Genomic DNA, 18,547 nt, shown 5'->3' with positions numbered 1-18,547 from the left:
GGCCAGGCCGGCGGGGGCGACGGGCCGCATCCCCCAGTGAGCGGTATACCTGTGAGTCATAAATATGACTCACAGGTATACCGCTCATCAGGGAACGGCCCTGGTCGCCGGTGACGCGTCAGCCGCAGGTCTGTGTAGCAGGCGACGGCCGTCCAGTCGTGAATACGCCTCAGCGGTTTCGGCGACGGCCGGCGTGGTCCACCATCCCGGAATGCCACCCACTCGTCTCGCCGGCCTCCTCGGCACTGCCATCCGTGAGCAACGACAGTCGCGCGAGCTGAGCCAATGCGAGCTGGCCGAGTTGGCCGGAGTCAGCCAGGCAACGGTCGCCCGGATCGAAGGCGGCGGCCGAGGGCCCAGCATCGCCATGCTGGAGCGGTTGCTTGCCGCGATGGACGTGCAGTTGGTCATCGGGGTCGAGCCGCTCGACGCGCACCTCGACGCCCGGATCGACGACCTGGCCGGCCGGCCGATCGCCGAGCGGATCGACGAGCTTGGCCTGGATGAGCTGCTGGACCGGCTCACCGACTTTCCGCAGGCGATCACCGGGAGCACCGCGGCGCTGTTGCAGGGCGCGCCGGTGCCGGTCGACGCGCTGGAGATCGCCCTGCGCTGGCAGGACTCCAAACCGTTCACCCGCTGGCTGGAGACGAACTACGGGCAGCGGTGGAACGCCCGCTGGGGTGAGTTCGGCGGGGTGTGGTTGGAGCCCGAGGAACCGGGCGAACACCGGTGGTCGACCCGGTACGGGGAGATCAGAGCCACGATGTGCGACGAGCTGCCCGAGACGATCGAGGTGCGCCACGGCGGGCGAACTTACCAGGTGGTGCCGCTTGTCGAGCTGGAGCTGAGCGAGCCGCACGCCGCCGAACTGTTACGCCGCTACCGGAACCGGCAGTTGGCCAGCGACAGCTGAGCCAACTGCCGGTTCCGAGTGCCGGCTCAGCCGGCGGTGCGCTCCCAGTCGATGGTGGGCAGGCCGGCGTCGGCGAGTGCCTTGTTGGCGGCGCTGAACGGGCGGCTACCAAGGAAGCCGCGCGGGTTCATCGGGCTGGGGTGACCGGCCTCCAGCACCACGTGCTGGGGGTTGGTGACCAGCGCGGCCTTCTTGCGGGCGTAGCCACCCCAGAGCAGGAAGACCACCCGCTCCGGTGCCGCGTCCAGTGCCCGGATGGTCGCGTCGGTGAACTCTTCCCAGCCGGCGTTGGCGTGCGAGCCCGGGGTGGCCTGCCGGACGGTCAGCACGGCGTTGAGCAGCAGCACCCCCTGGGCGGCCCACCCGTCGAGGTTGCCGCTGCGCGGCTTGGGGACGCCCACGTCCTCGCCCAGCTCCTTGAAGACATTCCGCAACGACGGCGGCACCGTCACACCGTCGCGGACGCTGAAGCTCAACCCGTGTGCCTGCCCAGCCCGGTGGTAGGGATCCTGCCCGAGGATGAGCACCCGGGTGCCCTGCGGCGGGCAGAGCCGGTATGCCGAGAACAGATCCTCCAGCGGCGGGAAGACCGTCTGCGTCGCGTATTCCCGGGCGACGAACTCGCCCAGCGCGGCGGTGCGTGCCGGGTCGAGGTGCGGGGTGAGCACGGTGCGCCACTGCTCCGGCAGCAGAGCCAGCAGATCCAGGGCGGGAGCGTCGTCGGGCATCGGGAACCTCTCACAGCGCGGGTCGGTCCCCCGCACTCTAGGCACCGGGTACGACAGCCACCGACCTAGCCCAGGTCGGCGAGCCGCCGGGCCCAGTCGCCGCCGATCGGGTCCAGCTCGACGATGCGGGTGTCGTCGTCGCGGCGGTCGATGCGAACCCGCAGGTGCGCGTCCACCAACTGCTCCACCAGGCCCTCACCCCACTCCACCACGGTCACCGAGTCGTCCACCGACGCGTCGAGGTCCAGGTCGTCGATCTCGGCGCGCGGGTCGGTGGCGTCACCCAACCGGTACGCGTCGGCGTGCACCAGCGCCACCCGGCCGCCCCGGGCCGGATCGGGGCGGTGCACCCGGGCGATCACGAAGGTCGGCGAGGTGATGTCCCCGAGGACACCGAGCCCGGCGCCGATGCCCTGGGTGAGTGCGGTCTTGCCGGCGCCCAACGGGCCGGTCAACAGCACCAGGTCGCCGGCGCGCAGCAGCCCGGCCAGCCGCCGGCCGAAGTCCCGAGTGTCCTCGACGGTCGGCAGCTTGACGACGTGACTCACCGTTCCTCCACGCTCTGCAATTACTCCAGGAACCGCGCCAGGGCGGCGTTGACCTCGTCCGCGTGCTCCAACATCACCACGTGACCGCTGTCCTTGATCTTCACGAACTCGGCGTGTGGCAACCGGCGGACGATCTCCTCGGAGTGGGTCACCGGGGTGATCATGTCCTTGTCGCCGACCACCACCAGCACCGGAGTCGCCGCCAGCGCCGCCAGCGCCGGGAAGCGCGAGTGGGTGGCCAGGGTCCGCAGGTAGCGGGTCACCGTGTCAGCCGATGTCCGGGAGTTCATCGTCTCCACGTAGGACACCAGCGACGGGCTGGGCTTGCGGGTACCGAAGCCGTACTTGCGGGTCAGTAACCAGGCCACGTTCGACGTCGACTTGCGGGCCTTGTCGATCACCGGCCCGCCGTACCGGGTGGCGTTGCTGACCATGTAGAGCACCGGGCCACCGACCCGGCCGAGCAGCGCGGGCGCGACCAGCTTGGTCTCCGCGATGAGCCCGCCCGACGTGGCCATCAGAACGGTGCCCACCACCCGGTCACCGAACAGCTCCGGAAACAGCTCGGCGAACGCCATGATGGTCATGCCGCCCATCGAGTGGCCGACAAGCACCAGCGGCCCGTCCGGGGCGGTCCGGTCGATCACCTGGCGCAGCGTCCGGCCGAGCACCGCGAGGTCGTACTCGCCGGTCTCCAGTCGGCCGGACCGGCCGTGACCGGGCTGGTCGTACGCCACGATCCGGTAGTCACCGCGGGCGGCGAGCATCTGGCGCTGAAAGTGGAACGTCCCCATGTCCAGGCAGAAGCCGTGCACCAGCACCACCGTCGGTCGCCCCGGCACCGGCCGGGTCGGCTCGACCACCTCGACGTGGATGTCGGTGCCGTCCGGCAGCTCCAGGCGGAACGCCTCGTCGTACCGCTGCTGGTCGAACGTCTCGTGCGCGTAGCGGTCGGCCGGGTCGGCCTTGAGCCGGCGGACCAGGGTCCGTTCGGTCGCGACGCCGGCCGCCAGACCCGCCGCGGCCACCCCCACCGCCGCGCCGACGATCCCGGCGACCCGGCCCGCGGCCGTCCGCGGACGCGGAATGCGGTAACTCATGGTTTCTCGCCGTCGTAGACCCGGGGCACCCGCGTGCCGCCGAACCGGGTGACGATCTCGTAGTTGATCGTGCCGACCGCCTCGGCCCAGTCGTCAGCTGTCGGTTCGCCGTCGACGCCGCTGCCGAAGAGCGTCGCCACGTCGCCGTCGGCCACCGGGTCGTCGCCGCAGTCGAGCACGAACTGGTCCATGCAGACCCGCCCGGAGATCGTCCGGCGTACGCCGCCGAGTTGCACCGGGCCGGTGTTGGACGCGTGCCGGGGAACCCCGTCGGCGTACCCGAGCGGCACCACGGCCAGGTTCGCGTCGGCTTCCGTGGTGTAGGCGTGCCCGTAGGAGATACCGGTGCCGGCCGGCACCCGCTTGGTGAGCATCACCCGGGCGCGGGCGGTCATCGCCGGCCGCAACCCGTACGTCTCGCCGGCCACCGGGGACAGCCCGTAGATGGCCAGGCCGGGGCGGACCAGGTCGAAGTGGGTGTCCGGGCGGGTGAGGGTGGCGGCCGAGTTGGCGAGGTGCCGCCAGCGCGGTCGCAGCCCGGCCCGCTCGACCATGGCCAGCCCTTCGTGGAAGACGGCCAGTTGGCGGTCGGTGGTGGGGTGGCCGGGCGAGTCCGCGTACACGAAGTGGCTCCACACGCCGACCACCTCGACCAGGCCGTCGGCCTGGGCCTTCGCAGCGGCGTCCAGCAGCGCGGGCCAGTCGGCGACTGTCGCACCGCCCCGGGACAGCCCCGTATCGATCTTGAGGTGCAGGCGGGCGGGACGCCCGGCGAGGCGACTCGCCTCGATCATCTCGTCCAGTTGCGCCAGGCTGGCCGCGCCCAGGTCCACCCCGGCGGTGACCCCCTCGTGCAGCGGCAACCCGGGGGCGAGCAGCCAGGCCAGCACCGGCACTGTCACCCCGGCCCGCCGCAGGGTGAGCGCCTCGTCGAGGGTGCAGACACCGAGCCAGTCAGCGCCGGCGTCGAGCGCCGCGCGGGCGGCTGGAAGCATGCCGTGGCCGTACCCGTCGGCCTTCACCACTGCCATCAACTCGGCGGTGGTGCCGGAGCGGAGCCTGCTCACGTTCTCGCGGATGGCGTCAAGATCGACGCGTACCTCGGCCTGCCACATGCACCCAGCCTACTTTCCGCCGTGATCACCGCGGGCGGCGACGCACGTCCCGACGCGGCGATCCGGTCACCGCACCCGGAACCGCAGCGTTCAGCCCAGCCGGGCCAGCACCGGGCGCAGCGCGGTCGCCACGTCGGGCGCGGTCACCGGCCCACCCCGGGCCGCCTCCCGCCCGGCGAGCCCGTGCAGGTACGCGGCCGAGGCGGCGGCCCGATCGGCGGGTACCCCGGCCGCCAGCAGCGAGCCGAGCAGCCCGGCCAACACGTCGCCGGTGCCGCCGGTGGCCAGCGCCGGGGTGCCGGTCGGGTTGACGTACGCCCGACCGTCCGGCGTGCCGATCACAGTGCGATCGCCCTTGAGCAGCACCACCGCGTTCATCCAGGCGGCCAGCCGCAGCGCGGCGCCGACCCGGTCGGCGCCCGGCTCCTCACCGCAGAGACGGGTGAACTCGCGGTCGTGCGGGGTGACCACGATGGGCGCGTCGCGACCCCGCAGCCGGTCGGCGAGCGAGCCGTCCACGAGCAGGGTCAGGGCGTCGGCGTCGAGCACCACCGGCACCGGGGCGGCCAGTACGGCGCGCAGCTCGGCCGCCGCGTCGGCACCGGTGCCCAGCCCGGAGCCGCAGACCCAGGCCTGCACCCGGCCCGCGTCGGCGACCCGCCCGCTGGCGATCACCGACGGGTGCTGGTGCAGCACCTCGGCGCGGGCGCTGCCGGCGTAGCGGACCAGGCCGGTCGGCCCGGCCAGGGCGCCGCCCACGGAGAGCACCGCCGCACCGGGATAGGTCGCCGAGCCGGTCGCCACCCCCACCACGCCCCGGGTGTACTTCTCCGACGCCGGGCCCAGCTGGGGCCACCAGTCGACCAGGTCGGACCACTCGGTGACCCGCAGCGCCGGGGTGCCGCGCAGCCACGGCCGCAGCCCGATGTCAACCAGCTCGACGTGCCCGGCCATCGCGGCGGCCGGCCCGACCACCAGGGCGGGCTTCAGCGCGCCGAAGGCCACCGTCACGTCGGCGCGAACCGCTGTGGGCCGGCCGGACGCGGACAGCGGCACATTGCCGGTGTCGACCGCGACCCCGCTGGGCACGTCGACCGCCAGCACGGTGGCCCGTTCCCCGTCGCGTCCGCGCAGCTCGCCGAGGCGCTGGACCACCTCGTCCGCGTTCGCCCGCAGCCCGCCGGTGCCACCGATGCCGACGATGCCGTCGAGGACCAGATCAACCGGGCCGGCCGGATTCGGCACCACCCGGCCGCCAGCGGCTCGTAGCGCGGCCAGGCCGGCGGCGTGCGCCCGCCCGGGGGTGAGCAGCAGGGCGGACACCTGGACACCTCGGCGGGCCAACCGCTCCCCCGCGTACAGCGCGTCGCCGCCGTTGTCACCGGAGCCGACCAGCAGCAGCACCCGGCCTCCGTAGACTCCGCCCCGCTCGGCGAGCAGGAACGCAGCGCGGCGGGCCAGGCCGGCGGCGGCCCGCTGCATCAGCGTCCCCTCCGGCAGCGTGCCCATCAACCCCGCCTCGGCCGCCCGTACGTCGGCCACCCGCCACACCGCTCTCATGCCACCGTGTCCCATTCCGTTCGCGGGCGGACCTGACCGGCCCTCCCGGCCGACGTCATCGTTCCGCGACCACCATCGCCGACGCGATCCCGCCGTCGTGCGACAACGAGAGGTGCCAGTGGTTGACCCCGCGTGCGTCGGCCACCGCCGCGACCGTGCCGGAGACGGCCAGCCAGGGGCGGCCATCCGGGTCGGGCACGATCTCGCAGTCGTGCCAGTTGAGCCCGGCCGGGGCGCCGAGCGCCTTGGCCACCGCCTCCTTGGCGGCGAACCGGGCGGCGAGCGACTCGGGCGAGCGCGGGCTGCCGGAGCGGGTGTGCCGCTCGGCCTCGGTGAAGAGCCGGTCGGCGAGCAGCGGCGTCCGTGCCAGGGCCCGGGCGAACCGGTCGACCAGGACGACGTCGATGCCGACAGCGACGATCACCACACCACCCTACCGGCGGTCGAGGCCGCAGATTAGCCGTCGGGCTCGCGCTGGGCAACGCCTGTGGACACCCCGGGGTACGCCTCGACGTCGGCTGTCCACAGGGCACCGCGCGACCTCCGGTACGTGCCTAGCGTCAGCGCGTCGATGCCGATCGTCCACGGGGGTGTGGTCATGACCGACGAGCCGTTCGCCGTCCAGCCGGAGGAGTTGCGGGCGGTCGCCGTCCTGCTCGACGACGAGGCACGCCGGTTGGCGTTGGGCCTCGCGGGGTTGCCCGGGCTGGTGGTGGCGGCGCCCGAGTGGCGAGCCGGCGCGGCGCTGGCCGGGTTGGAGGCGGCGGGGCACGCCTGGTTCTGCCGGCTGGGTGCCCGGGTCGCGGCGACCTCCGGCGGGGTCCGGGCGGCGGCCGAGGCGTACGAGACGGTGGACGACCGGGCCGCCGGCCGGTTCGCCTCCCTACCCCGGTGAGCAGCGTCGGTTACCGACAGCTGTGGGCTGTCGATCCCGGCGGGTGGCGGGCCGCCGGGGCGGCGTGGGCGGGGTTGGCCGGGCCACTCGATCGGCACCTCGGCGAGCTTCGCACGGCCACCGGGCGGTTGCGGGGCGGTTGGTCGGGTGCGGCAGCCACGGCGGCGGACACTCGACTCAGCGGTCTGCGTGACGAGCTGACCTCGATCGCACCCGCGCTGATCGAGGTCGACCAGGTGCTGGCCGAGTTGGCCGGTGGGCTGGCGGTGGCGAAGGCGCGGCTCTCCCAGGCGGTCGCCCAGGCCGAGGCGGCCGGCCTGCTGGTGGACCGCTCGGGTGGGGTGCGGGTCGATCCCGCCCGGTTTCGTCCCACCGAGCGGGCCGGGGTCGCTGCGGCCGGAGTGGCCGCGGCCCTGCGGGCCGCGCTCGACGGGGCAGCCGCCGCGGACCGGGCCGCCGCCGACCGGTTGGATGACTTGGCCAGAGCCGCCGGCACCGGTTGGGCGTCCCCGCCCCCGCCGGGCCGACCGGCCCTCGGTGCCGCGCCCGCGCTGGTCAGCGCCTGGTGGTCCGGGTTGACCCCGGCGCAGCGACGGTGGCTGATCGCGCGCGAGCCGGCGATGGTCGGCCGGTTGGACGGGCTGCCGGTGGCCGCCCGCGACCAGGCCAACCGGTTACGGCTCGACGCCTGGCGTACGGAACTGCTGGCCGAGCGGCAACGGCTGCTGTCCCGGGTGCCGTCCGGGCCGCTCGCGTTGATCCGGTTGCGCGGGGTGGCCGGACGGCTGGCCGGTCTGGACGCGCTGGTCGCGCGGCTGACGGCCGGCGAGGCGCCGCGGGCGTACCTGCTCGGGTTGGATCCGGCGGGTGAGGGCCGGGCGGTGGTGGCGCTCGGCGACCCGGACCACGCCGACCGGGTGCTGACCTACGTGCCGGGGATGACCGCCGGTCTGGACGACGCCTCCGGCGAGCTGGGCAGGGCGGCCCGGGTGCTGGAGCGGTGCGCCGCGCTCGCCCCGGATGAGCGCAGCGCGGCGGTGCTCTGGTTGGACTACGACGCTCCGGATCTGCTGACCGAGGCGGCCTCGGCGGGTCAGGCCCGGGACGCCGGCCCGGCGTTGCACCGCTTCCAGGATGGGCTGCGCGTCAGCCACGACGGGCCGCCGGCCCGGCAGACGGTGCTCGGGCACAGCTACGGGTCGCTGGTGGTGGGGGTGGCCGCCCGGGAGCACGGCCTGGCCGCTGACGCGCTGGTCTTCGTCGGCTCCCCCGGTGTCGGCGCGTCGCACGCCACCGAGCTGGGCGTGCCATCCGGGGAGGTCTGGGCGAGCAGCGCCCCCGACGACGTGATCCGGGCGGCCCGGTCGCCGGAGGAGCTGGGCCGACGGGTCCTGCTGCGTACGGCTCCGCTGGCCGCCGTGCTGGGCTGGCCGGGCCAGACCGGGCACGAACTGTGGTTCGGGCACGACCCGTCGGATCCCGGGTTCGGCGGTCGGGTCTTCGGCAGTGGGCGAGGCGGGCACACCGGTTACTGGGACCCGGGCAATCCCGCGCTGGACGGGATGGCCCGGGTCGTGCTGGGCCGCTGAGGCTTACTCGACGGTGACCGACTTGGCCAGGTTGCGGGGCTGGTCCACGTCGTGCCCCCGGGCGGCGGCGATCTCGGCGGCGAGCACCTGCAACGGCACCGTGGTGACGAGCGGGGCCAGCAGGGTGGGCGTACGCGGCACGTAGATCAGGTGGTCGGCGTACCGGACGACCGCCTCGTCGCCCTCCTCCGCGATCACGATGGTCCGCGCGCCCCGCGCCCGGACCTCCTGGATGTTGGAGACGACCTTGTCGTGCAGCATGCCCCGGCCCACCGGCGAGGGCACCACGCAGATCACCGGGGTGCCCTTGTCGATCAGGGCGATCGGGCCGTGCTTCAGCTCGCCGGCGGCGAAGCCCTCGGCGTGCATGTACGCCAGCTCCTTGAGCTTCAGCGCGCCCTCCAGGGCCACCGGGTAGCCGACGTGTCGGCCGATGAACAGCACTGTCGGCTCGGACTTGAGGTCCCGGGCCAGCTCGCGGACGGGCTCGATCCGGTCGAGCAGCTCACGGAGCTTGCCGGGAATCTCCTGCAACTGCGCGACCACCGCGCCCACCTCGTCCGCGAACTTGATCCCGCGCACCTGGGCCAGGTGCAGGCCGATCAGGTAGCAGGCGACGACCTGGGTGAGGAACGCCTTGGTGGAGGCGACGGCGATCTCCGGCCCGCCGTGGGTGTAGAGCACGGCGTCGGACTCCCGGGGGATGGTCGAGCCGTTGGTGTTGCAGATCGCCAGCACCCGGGCCTTCTGCTCCTTGGCGTGGCGCAGCGCCATCAGGGTGTCCATCGTCTCGCCGGACTGCGAGATGACCACGATAAGCGTGGACCGGTCGAGCACCGGGTCGCGGTAGCGGAACTCGCTGGCCAGCTCCACCTCGCACGGGATCCGGGTCCAGTGCTCGATGGCGTACTTGGCGACCATGCCGGCGTGGTACGCCGTGCCGCAGGCCACGATGAAGATCTTGTCGACGTCGCGCAGATCCTGGTCGCTGAGGCGGACCTCGTCGAGGGCGATCTCACCGCTCTCGGTAAGCCGGCCCAGCAGCGTGTCGGCGATGGCCTGCGGCTGCTCCTCGATTTCCTTGAGCATGAACCAGTCGTAGCCGCCCTTCTCCGCGGCCGAGGAGTCCCAGTCGATGTGGAAGTCCTTGCCGGCGGCGGGCTGGCCCTCGAAGTCGGTGATCTCGATGCTGTCACCGGTGATCAGCACGATCTGGTCCTGGCCCAGCTCGACCGCTTCCCGGGTGTGCTCGATGAACGCGGCCACGTCGCTGGCCAGGTAGTTCTCCCCGTCGCCCCGGCCGACCACCAGCGGCGAGTTGCGCCGGGCGCCGACGACCGCACCGGGCACGGCGGCGTCCACCGCGAGCAGGGTGAACGCGCCCTCCAGTCGCTGGCAGACCACGCGCATGCCGGCGGCGAGCAGTTGCGGGCTGTCCGGCTGGCCGGCGGCGCGCAGGTCGGCCAGCGCGGCGGCGAGCAGGTGTGCGGCGCACTCGGTGTCGGTGTCGCTGGTGAACTGGACGCCGTCGGCCTCCAGCTCGGCGCGGAGCTTGGCGAAGTTCTCGATGATGCCGTTGTGGATCACCGCGACCCGCCCGTCGGGGGCGACGTGTGGGTGGGCGTTGCGGTCGGTCGGGCCGCCGTGGGTGGCCCACCGGGTGTGCCCGATGCCGGTGGTGCCGTCACCGATGCCGATCGGGCTGGCCGCGCAGGAGGTCGGGTCGTCGGCGGCCCGCTCGGACAGCACCTTTTCCAGGTTGGCCAGCTTGCCGGCCTTCTTCTCGGTCAGCAGCTGATCGGCGCAGACGATCGCGACGCCTGCCGAGTCGTAGCCACGGTATTCCAGCCGCCGCAGCCCGTCGAGGACGATGCCGAGTGCGGGGCGCGCGCCCGCGTATCCCACGATTCCACACATGGCCCGCAGCCTAACCCAGTTTCACTCATGTTGGTTGCTCGAAAGTCGGGTTATCAATCACGGAATCTGAGCGATCAGGGCCTGCGCGGCCACAACGGGACGAGCGTCACAGCTCGTTCGCGCCCGCTGTGGAGGGCGGGGTTGCGACGCGCCTTCGGGTGCGACAGTCTCTCGGCGGGTTTGGCGCTCCCGTCCACGGCCCGTTCGTCCCATACCCACTCCTGCCCGGAGCAGCCATGTCCGACGCGCCGTCGCCCGACCCGACCCCCTCATCCGCTCCGGACCCGGCCTCCCCCACACCCCCGCCGGATCCGACGGCGCCGCCGTCCTCGGCTCCGTTTCCGGCCTCCGACCCGCTGGCTCCAGGCCAGCCGTGGGCGCCGCAGGCCCCCTGGTCACCACCCCCGCCGGCCGCGCCGTGGGCGCCGTCTCCGCCCGCCACCCAGTGGACGCCACAACCGTCCCCGACGCCGTGGACGCCCGACCCGCAGACGCCCCCGTGGTCGCCCGACGCGTCAGGCCCGCCGTCGGCCGGATCGCCACCGCCAGCGGGGTGGCCGATGCCCTACCAGCAGCCGCCGGCCGCTGGCTGGGCGCCGCCCGGCTATCCGCCGCCCGGCACCGGCTGGCCGCCACCCGGCTATCCGCCGCCGTACGCCTACCCCGGGTATCCGCCAGTCCCCGGCAAGCCGGCCACGAGCAGCGGGCGGATCGTCGGGATCGTCGTCGCGGCCGTCGTGGTACTCGTCCTGCTCGTGTGTGGCTGCCTCTGCGTGGGTGGCCTGTGGCTCGACCCAACCAACTCGGACCCGATCGCTGAGGAGCCGTGGGTAGTCCCCGACGACGACGGCTGGACGGAGCCCACCACTGGGCCGATCATCCCGGAGCGACCCACCGCACCGCAGCCGCCCACCGCGTCTCCGACCCCCAGCAAGAAGCCGATCACCCGACCGACCTCAGGACCGGCACCCGTCACTGTGGTCTACGAGCTCAGCGGGTCGGGTGTCGTCGACCTCGCGTACTTCGACGCCGAGAGTGACCTCATCCACGTCGACGGTCAGAAGCTGCCCTGGCGGACCACCATCCGCACCAACGGCAAGACCAGGGTGATGGTGGAGGCCAGATGGGCCGACGATGAGGGCGAGAGACCACTCGACTGCACCGTCACGGTCACCGGAGCCGGCAAGCCGGTCGTCAACAAGACCCGGGGGTACTGGTCGACCAGTTGCGGGCCAGAGTGAGGCTGGGGTCCGAGCCGGGTATGGCCGTAGGCTGGCGCAGGTGACGACGAGCACCGATGTCGACCCGCTGGTGGCCCGGATGCGGCCGTTCGGCACGACGATCTTCGCCGAGATGTCCGCCCTCGCCGTACGCACCGGCGCGGTCAACCTCGGCCAGGGCTTTCCCGACACCGACGGCCCGCCGGAGATGCTGGCCGCCGCCGCCGAGGCGTTGCGCGGCGGGCAGAACCAGTACCCGCCCGGCCCGGGGATCCCCGCCCTGCGCGCGGCCGTCGCGGCGCATCAGCGGCGGTTCTACGACCTGGCGTACGACCCGGACAGCGAGATCGTGATCACGGCGGGTGCGACGGAGGCGGTCGCGGCGAGCATCCTCGCGCTCTGCGAGCAGGGTGACGAGGTGGTCTGCTTCGAGCCGTACTACGACTCGTACGCCGCCTCGATCGCGCTGGCCGGCGCGGTCCGCCGGCCGGTGACGCTGCGCCCCACGGCCGACGGCCGGTACGCCTTCGACCCGGCGGCACTGCGTGCGGCGTTCGGCCCACGCACCCGGCTGGTGCTGCTGAACTCGCCGCACAATCCGACCGGCAAGGTCTTCACCCCGGCCGAGTTGGCGCAGGTCGCCGAGTTGTGCCAGAAGTTCGGCGCGTACGCGGTCACCGACGAGGTGTACGAGCACCTGGTCTTCACCGACGCGGCGAGCCCGCACGTGCCGCTGGCCAGCCTGCCCGGGATGCGGGAGCGGACGCTGCGCATCTCGTCGGCCGGCAAGACGTTCTCCTGCACGGGGTGGAAGGTCGGCTGGGCGAGCGGCCCGGCGGCGCTGGTCTCGGCGGTGCTCCGGGTCAAGCAGTTCCTCACCTATGTCAACGCCGCGCCGCTGCAACCGGCGGTGGCCGTGGCGCTGGCCCTGCCGGACAACTACTACACCGGTTTCCGGGACGGTCTCCAGCAGCGGCGTGACCAGCTCGTGGGAGGTCTGACCGACGCCGGGTTCGAGGTGCTCGACTCCGAGGGGACGTACTTCGTCACCGCCGACATCACGGCCCTCGGCGGCCGGGACGGGGTCGAGTTCTGCCGCTCGTTGCCGGAGCGCTGCGGTGTGGTGGCGGTGCCCACCCAGGTCTTCTACGACGACACCGACGCGGGCCGGCGGCTGGTCCGGTTCGCCTTCTGCAAGCGCCCGGAGGTGCTGACCGAGGCGGTCACCCGGCTGCACGCTCTGGGCCGGAGTCGCTGACCCGCCCGGAGCCGGTCGCCCCCGGACCGGTCGCTGACTGATCCGCCGTCGACGCCGCGAGTCGGGTGAGCAGTTGGCCCTCGTCACCGAGCAGCACCGCCTCGGCGTCGTCCACGAAGGACAGGTCCGCTGTCACGTGCCGGCTGGCCGCGGTGAGCAGCAACCCGACCACCGGGTCCTCGGCAGCCCGCCGCAGGCCGTCCAGATTGCGCAGCTCGCGCAGCAGGTGCCCACGCTGGTTGCTCAGCACCGCGCGAACCGTGGCCGCAGAGCCTGACCGGGCGGCGGCGGTGACCTTGAGGAAGAAGTCGTCCCGGAATCCGCCGCTGCGCGGGCTCGGCTCGGCCAGCCACCGCGCCAACTCCGCGCGGCCGGCCGGGGTGATCTCGTAGACCACCCGATCCGGCTTGATCGGCTGTGGCTGCCGTTCGGCGACCACCAGGTCGTCCCGGGAGAGCCGGTCGAGGATCTGGTAGAGGTGGCCGATGTTCAGCGGCCCCCACTGCGGGCCGACGGCGGCCTCGAACGCGCCCTTGAGCTGGTAGCCGTGGCTGGGGCCACCAGCGAGCAGGGCGAGGACAGCGTGCTGGATCGCCATGTCACCTCCGGTACGGGTCTTGCATTGTCACAATGTATCGCGCAGAGTGGGAGCCAGCACACGGGGAGGCGCGATGCTCGGCTTCATCTGGAGACAGCTGCGCGGCCGTGCGGGGCGGTCGGTGGCGCTGCTGGTCGGCGTGCTGGTGGCCACCACCGGCTTCGTGGTCCTGACCGGCGCCACCACCACCTCTCGTCTGGACGTCACCGGCACTGTCGAGCGCAACACCCAGGTCGCCTACGAGATCCTGGTCCGTCCGAAGGGGACGCGCACGCCACTGGAAGCCGAGCGCGGGCTGGTCCGCCCCAACTATCTCTCCGGGCTCTTCGGCGGCATCACCTCCCAGCAGTACGAGCAGGTGACCACAGTCCCCGGCGTCGAGGTGGCGGCCCCGATCGCGATGCTCGGCTATTCCACCACCCTGCTACCGACGCCGCTCGACCTCACCGACGCCGTCGACCGCTCGCTGGACCAGCAGGTCATTCGGGTCGATCCGACCTTCCACGCCGAACGCGACCTCTCCAGCGCATCGGGCAAACCCCGGTACGTCTACGTGACCAAGAAGCCGTTGATCTACCCCCGGATCGACTGGGAAACCGACAGCGACGCCGTGCCGTACTCCGATGGGCGGTCCTACTCCTGGTCGGACACCTGCGGGCCGACCCCCCGCGAGGTACAGCCGGACGGGCGCAGCCTGCCCATCTGCGATCCGGGATACGCGCTGCTGGGCAACCCGGGCACCTACTCCGAGCGCGAGGACTGGTCCCTGCACGCCGTCCAACTGCTGCCCGACGGCCGGTTCCAAGCCGACTCCTACATCCTCGCGACCGACCGGGACGGGTCCGCCACACCCACCGACCGGCTGGTGATGGCGTACGACCTGACCGTGCCGTTCCTCCTGGCGGCGGTGGACCCGGCGGCCGAGGAACAACTCGTCGGACTCGACGATGCCGTAGTCACCGGTCGGGCCGTCCGCACTGACGACAAGGTCGCCGTCAACCCCCGGGGTTCAGCGGACAACCACGAGGTCCCGGTCCTCGTCACCAACCGACCCTTCATCGACGAGTCGCTGGCGGCCAGGTTCACCCGGCTCGCGATCAGCCCCGCAGGGGTGGAGGCGATCGACCTGGAGAAGACGTTGAGCCGCCCCGGGGGGACTCCCGCCGGGTCCGGTCGGTACGACCTCACCGCCGGGCACCAGGCGATGCTCACCGAGGAGCTTTCCCTGGCCGGGTGCTGCCACGGCCAACTTCAGACGGTCGTGCAGTCGGCCGAGGTGCAGTACGACCATCTGCCCGACGGCAGCCTGCGGGCCCGCCAGCAACCGCCCGGCGACCCCGAGGTGTACGGCAAGATGGAGGCGTTCAACCCGCTGCCCCGACCCTGGCTCGCCGACGACATCGGTTCCCGATCGATACGGGCGCTGCCGCTACCAGTGGGCGCCAACACCGCCAATCGTTTCTGGCGGGCCGTCGGCGTCTTCGATCCTGGCCGGCTGGCCGGGTTCAGTGACCTCGGCCAACTGCCGCTGGAGACCTACCAGGCGCCGACGGCAGAGGGTGCCGACGACCGCAGCCGGGCAGCGCTGGGCGGTCAACCGCTGGCGCCCAGCGGCAACCCCGCCGGCTACCTCTCGGCGCCGCCGCTGCTCCTCACCAACCTCGGCAGCGTGCCGAAGATCCTGGAGGGTGGCGGCGGGCCACAGGCCAAGGCCCCGATCAGCGCGATCCGGGTACGGGTGGCCGACGTGGACGGCTACAGCGAGCGGTCGGCCGAGCGGGTCCGACTGGTCGCCGAGCAGATCGCGGCACGCACCGGGCTGGACGTCGACATCACCCTCGGCTCGTCGGGGGCGCCGCAGACCGTGGAGCTGCCGGCCGGCTCGTTCGGCCGGCCGATGCTGCGACTGACCGAGAACTGGTCGGCACTCGGCGTGGCCTCGATCATCACCCAGGCGGTGGACCGTAAGAGCCTGGTGCTCTTCGTGCTGGTGCTGGTGGTCTGCGTCCTCTTCCTCGGCAACGCGGTCAGCGCCGCCGTCCGGGACCGGCGCTCAGAACTGGCGGTGCTCTCCTGTCTCGGCTGGCCGGTCCGCCGCATCGCGGCGCTGATCCTGGGCGAGGTCGCAGTGCTCGGGCTCATCGCCGGTCTGCTCTCGCTGACCCTCGCGGTGCCGCTCGGGATCGCGCTCGGCATCGACGTCGACTGGCGGCGGTCCGCCCTGGCCGTACCCATCGCCCTGCTGCTCGCGGTGGCCGCGGGCCTGGTGCCGGCGCTGCGGGCCGCGCGCACCCACCCGGCCGCCGCCCTCCGCCCGATCGTCGCTCCCGCCGGCTGGGTACGCCGGCCACGCACCCTCTTCGGGTTGGCGCTGGTGAATCTGGCCCGCACCCCCGGGCGCACGTTCCTCGGCGCCGGCGCGCTGGCCATCGGAGTGGCCGCGCTGACGCTGGTCACCGCCGCCGCGTGGGCGTTCCGGGGCGCGATCGTCGGCAGTCTGCTCGGCGACGTGGTCTCGCTGAGCGTGCGCGGCGCGGACACCGTGGCCGCTGCGGCCACCGTGCTGCTCGGTGCCGCCGCGGTGGCGGACGTGCTCTACCTGAACATCCGCGACCGGGCCGCTGAGTTGGCCACCCTGCGGGCGATCGGCTGGACCGACGCCGAACTCGGCCGGCTGGTCGGCTACGAGGGGCTGACGCTGGGGCTCGCCGGTTCGACGACCGGCGCGGCGGTCGGCCTGGCCAGCGCGGGTTGGCTGATCGGCGCCCTACCCGGCGCGCTGCTCCTGGTGGCCGCGCTGGTCGCGCTGGCGGGCGCGCTGGTCAGCGCCGTCGCCGCGCTGGTGCCCGCCGCCCTGTTGCCGCGCCTACGACCCGCCCGACTTCTGGCAGAGGAGTAGCAGTCATGAGCGAGCAGAGCGGCAGCGCGATCTCGGTCGACCACCTGACACGGCGATTCGGCACCGGCGCGGACCAGCTGACCGCTGTCGACGACGTGTCCCTGACCGTCGCGGCCGGCTCGGTGGTGGCGTTGACCGGGCCGAGCGGGTCGGCCAAGTCGACGCTGCTGCATCTCATCGGCGCGATCGAGCAGTCCGACGAGGGCACCGTGACCGTCGACGACGTGGTGGTCAGCGACCTACGTCGGGCCGCACTGGCCCGCTACCGGCAACGGGTCGGGTTCGTGTTCCAGCGCTACCACCTGCTGCCCGCACTCACCGTGCTGGACAACGTGATCGCGCCGGTCCTCCCCCGCCGGGGTCGGGCCGATCACGCGACCCGAGCCCGCGAGTTGCTCGACGCGGTCGGCCTGGCCGGGCGGGAGCGCGCCCTGCCCGCGCAGCTCTCCGGTGGCCAGCAGCAACGAGTCGCCATCGCCCGCGCCCTGATGGGGGCACCGGGCCTGCTGCTGGCCGACGAACCCACCGGCAACCTCGACTCCACCACCGGCGGGCAGATCCTCGACCTGCTGCTCGACCTCCGTGAACGGCACGGCATGACCATCCTGCTCGCCACCCACGAACAGGCCATCGCTGCCCGCTGCGACCGACTGGTCAGACTGACCGACGGACGTGTCACCGAGGACCTCGACCTCACCGACGGCGAGGACCCCGCCGACACGTACGAGCGGGCAGCCCGACTGCGGTTGTGACGCCGCCCCGAGGTGGTCTCAGGCGACCGGGCTCGCGGTGCGGACCAGCTCGGCGATCCGCTCGGCGACCTCACGGGCGGTCGCCTCGGTGGCCGCCTCGACCATCACCCGAACCAGCGGTTCGGTGCCCGACGGGCGCAGCAGCACCCGACCGGTCTCGCCCAGCTCCGCCTCGGCCCGTTCGACCTCGGCGCGTACGGCGGGTGCGGCAGCGCCGATGGTCCGGTCGCCGACCGGCACGTTGATCAGCACCTGGGGCAGCTTCGTGACCACCGAAGCCAACTCGGCGAGGGACTGGCCGGTGGCCGCCATCCGAGCCATCAGGTGCAGGCCGGTGAGCACACCGTCGCCGGTGGTGGCGTGCGCGGGCATCACGATGTGGCCGCTCTGCTCACCGCCGAGCGCCAGCCCGGACGCGCGCAGCTCCTCCAGCACGTACCGGTCGCCGACCTTGGTCTCGATCAGCCGGATGCCCTGCGCGGACATCGCGAGCCGCAGCCCGAGGTTGCTCATCACGGTGGCCACCAGGGTGTCCTGGGTGAGCGTGCCGGCGTCCCGCATGGCGAGCGCGAGGATCGCCATGACCTGGTCGCCGTCCACCTCGTCGCCGTCGGCGGTGACCGCCAGGCAGCGGTCGGCGTCGCCGTCGTGGGCGATGCCCAGGTGGGCGCCGTGCTCGACCACTGCGGCGCGCAGCGCCTCGATGTGGTTGGAACCACAGTCGTCGTTGATGTTCAGCCCGTCGGGCTCCGCGTGGATGGCGATGACCTCCGCGCCGGCCTCCCGGTAGGCGACGGGGGCGACCTCGGCGGCGGCGCCGTTGGCGCAGTCGACCACGACCTTGATCCCGTCGAGCCGATGCGGAACGGTGCCCACCAGGTGCTGGACGTAGTGGTCGGCACCGTCGAGCAGGTCGTGCACCCGACCGACGCCGGCACCGATCGGCCGGTCCCAGGCGGTGGTGGCGTTCGTCTCGACGGCCGCCTCGATCTGCATCTCGATCTCGTCGGGCAACTTGTGGCCGCCGGCGGCGAAGAGCTTGATGCCGTTGTCCGGCATCGGGTTGTGCGATGCGGAAAGCATCACACCCAGGTCGGCCTTGGCCTCTGCGGTGAGGAACGCCACCGCCGGGGTGGGCAGCACGCCGACCCGCACCACGTTGGCGCCGGCACTGGTCAGCCCGGCGACCACTGCGGCCTCCAGCATCTCGCCGCTGGCGCGGGTGTCGCGGCCGACGACGGCGAGCGGCGGATGACTGCGGTCCGTCTCGGCGAGTGTGTGTGCGGCGGCCACCGCGAGTGCCAGCGCCAATTCCGGGGTGAGATCCGCGTTCGCCCGCCCGCGTACGCCGTCCGTGCCGAACAACCGACCCATACCCGCCAACCTCCGAGAGAGCACTGCCAGTGAGGAGAAAGCGGAACGGCCGACCCGCCTCCCCCGAGGAGGGGTAGG

Annotated in this window: 16 protein-coding genes; 7 read left to right on the top strand and 9 right to left on the bottom strand. The window is 72.9% G+C overall.

What is annotated here, in order from left to right; translation table 11 throughout:
• Positions 1-211: 211 nt before the first annotated feature.
• A complete protein-coding gene (locus MED15_RS27040) occupies positions 212-916 on the top strand; it encodes a helix-turn-helix domain-containing protein (protein WP_112737283.1) in 705 nt (234 codons plus the stop codon).
• 26 nt (positions 917-942) lie between these two features.
• On the opposite strand, the gene ung is transcribed toward MED15_RS27040, so the two are convergent.
• The 6 genes from ung to MED15_RS27010 form a co-directional block, all read right to left on the bottom strand.
• Positions 943-1,644 (bottom strand): uracil-DNA glycosylase, encoded by a 702-nt coding sequence (ung, locus tag MED15_RS27035; protein WP_112584899.1) that lies wholly within the window; start codon positions 1,642-1,644, stop codon positions 943-945.
• 65 nt (positions 1,645-1,709) lie between these two features.
• Complete coding sequence (gene tsaE / locus MED15_RS27030; RefSeq protein ID WP_112584898.1) at positions 1,710-2,192, bottom strand: tRNA (adenosine(37)-N6)-threonylcarbamoyltransferase complex ATPase subunit type 1 TsaE; 483 nt, start codon at positions 2,190-2,192, stop codon at positions 1,710-1,712.
• Positions 2,193-2,212: 20 nt separating this feature from the next.
• Entirely contained in the window at positions 2,213-3,292 is a 1,080-nt protein-coding gene (locus MED15_RS27025) for an alpha/beta fold hydrolase (RefSeq protein ID WP_112737281.1), read from the bottom strand.
• A complete protein-coding gene (gene alr, locus MED15_RS27020; protein WP_091402301.1) occupies positions 3,289-4,407 on the bottom strand; it encodes an alanine racemase in 1,119 nt (372 codons plus the stop codon). Before alr ends, MED15_RS27025 begins: the two co-directional genes overlap by 4 nt.
• A gap of 90 nt (positions 4,408-4,497) precedes the next feature.
• Positions 4,498-5,967 carry an NAD(P)H-hydrate dehydratase gene (locus MED15_RS27015; RefSeq protein WP_112584894.1) on the bottom strand — a complete coding sequence of 490 codons (1,470 nt, stop codon included), beginning with the start codon at positions 5,965-5,967 and terminating at the stop codon, positions 4,498-4,500.
• A 55-nt stretch (positions 5,968-6,022) separates the two neighbouring features.
• Positions 6,023-6,391: a holo-ACP synthase gene (locus tag MED15_RS27010; protein WP_091403516.1), complete on the bottom strand. Its 369-nt coding sequence runs from the start codon at positions 6,389-6,391 to the stop codon at positions 6,023-6,025.
• Between the two features lie 174 nt (positions 6,392-6,565).
• Here MED15_RS27010 and MED15_RS27005 point away from each other — a divergent pair, with 174 nt between their 5' ends.
• Positions 6,566-6,862, top strand: coding sequence for a hypothetical protein (locus MED15_RS27005; protein ID WP_112676914.1), 297 nt, complete (start codon positions 6,566-6,568; stop codon positions 6,860-6,862).
• Complete coding sequence (locus MED15_RS27000) at positions 6,859-8,451, top strand: alpha/beta hydrolase (protein WP_112737279.1); 1,593 nt, start codon at positions 6,859-6,861, stop codon at positions 8,449-8,451. Before MED15_RS27005 ends, MED15_RS27000 begins: the two co-directional genes overlap by 4 nt.
• Before the next feature lie 3 nt (positions 8,452-8,454).
• On the opposite strand, the gene glmS is transcribed toward MED15_RS27000, so the two are convergent.
• Complete coding sequence (gene glmS, locus MED15_RS26995) at positions 8,455-10,368, bottom strand: glutamine--fructose-6-phosphate transaminase (isomerizing) (protein WP_091402308.1); 1,914 nt, start codon at positions 10,366-10,368, stop codon at positions 8,455-8,457.
• 560 nt (positions 10,369-10,928) lie between these two features.
• Between glmS and MED15_RS26990 the strand changes: the two genes are divergently transcribed.
• Together MED15_RS26990 and MED15_RS26985 are read left to right on the top strand one after the other, a co-directional pair.
• Entirely contained in the window at positions 10,929-11,609 is a 681-nt protein-coding gene (locus MED15_RS26990; RefSeq protein ID WP_167457744.1) for an MmpS family transport accessory protein, read from the top strand.
• A 79-nt stretch (positions 11,610-11,688) separates the two neighbouring features.
• A complete protein-coding gene (locus tag MED15_RS26985; protein WP_244220610.1) occupies positions 11,689-12,846 on the top strand; it encodes a pyridoxal phosphate-dependent aminotransferase in 1,158 nt (385 codons plus the stop codon).
• Here MED15_RS26985 and MED15_RS26980 read toward each other — a convergent pair.
• Complete coding sequence (locus tag MED15_RS26980) at positions 12,812-13,444, bottom strand: PadR family transcriptional regulator (RefSeq protein ID WP_112584884.1); 633 nt, start codon at positions 13,442-13,444, stop codon at positions 12,812-12,814. The genes MED15_RS26985 and MED15_RS26980 overlap by 35 nt on opposite strands.
• 73 nt (positions 13,445-13,517) lie before the next feature.
• Between MED15_RS26980 and MED15_RS26975 the strand changes: the two genes are divergently transcribed.
• Together MED15_RS26975 and MED15_RS26970 are read left to right on the top strand one after the other, a co-directional pair.
• Positions 13,518-16,343 (top strand): ABC transporter permease, encoded by a 2,826-nt coding sequence (locus MED15_RS26975; RefSeq protein WP_167457743.1) that lies wholly within the window; start codon positions 13,518-13,520, stop codon positions 16,341-16,343.
• Between the two features lie 5 nt (positions 16,344-16,348).
• Positions 16,349-17,095 carry an ABC transporter ATP-binding protein gene (locus MED15_RS26970; protein WP_112737271.1) on the top strand — a complete coding sequence of 249 codons (747 nt, stop codon included), beginning with the start codon at positions 16,349-16,351 and terminating at the stop codon, positions 17,093-17,095.
• Positions 17,096-17,113: 18 nt separating this feature from the next.
• On the opposite strand, the gene glmM is transcribed toward MED15_RS26970, so the two are convergent.
• Positions 17,114-18,469 (bottom strand): phosphoglucosamine mutase, encoded by a 1,356-nt coding sequence (gene glmM, locus MED15_RS26965; protein WP_112584878.1) that lies wholly within the window; start codon positions 18,467-18,469, stop codon positions 17,114-17,116.
• Between the last annotated feature and the right edge of the window lie 78 nt (positions 18,470-18,547).

Origin of the sequence: Micromonospora noduli, assembly GCF_003264475.1 — a bacterium.
Lineage (GTDB): Bacteria > Actinomycetota > Actinomycetes > Mycobacteriales > Micromonosporaceae > Micromonospora > Micromonospora noduli.
Note: the sequence above shows the minus strand (reverse complement) of the source record. Positions and strands in the feature narration are given on the sequence as shown.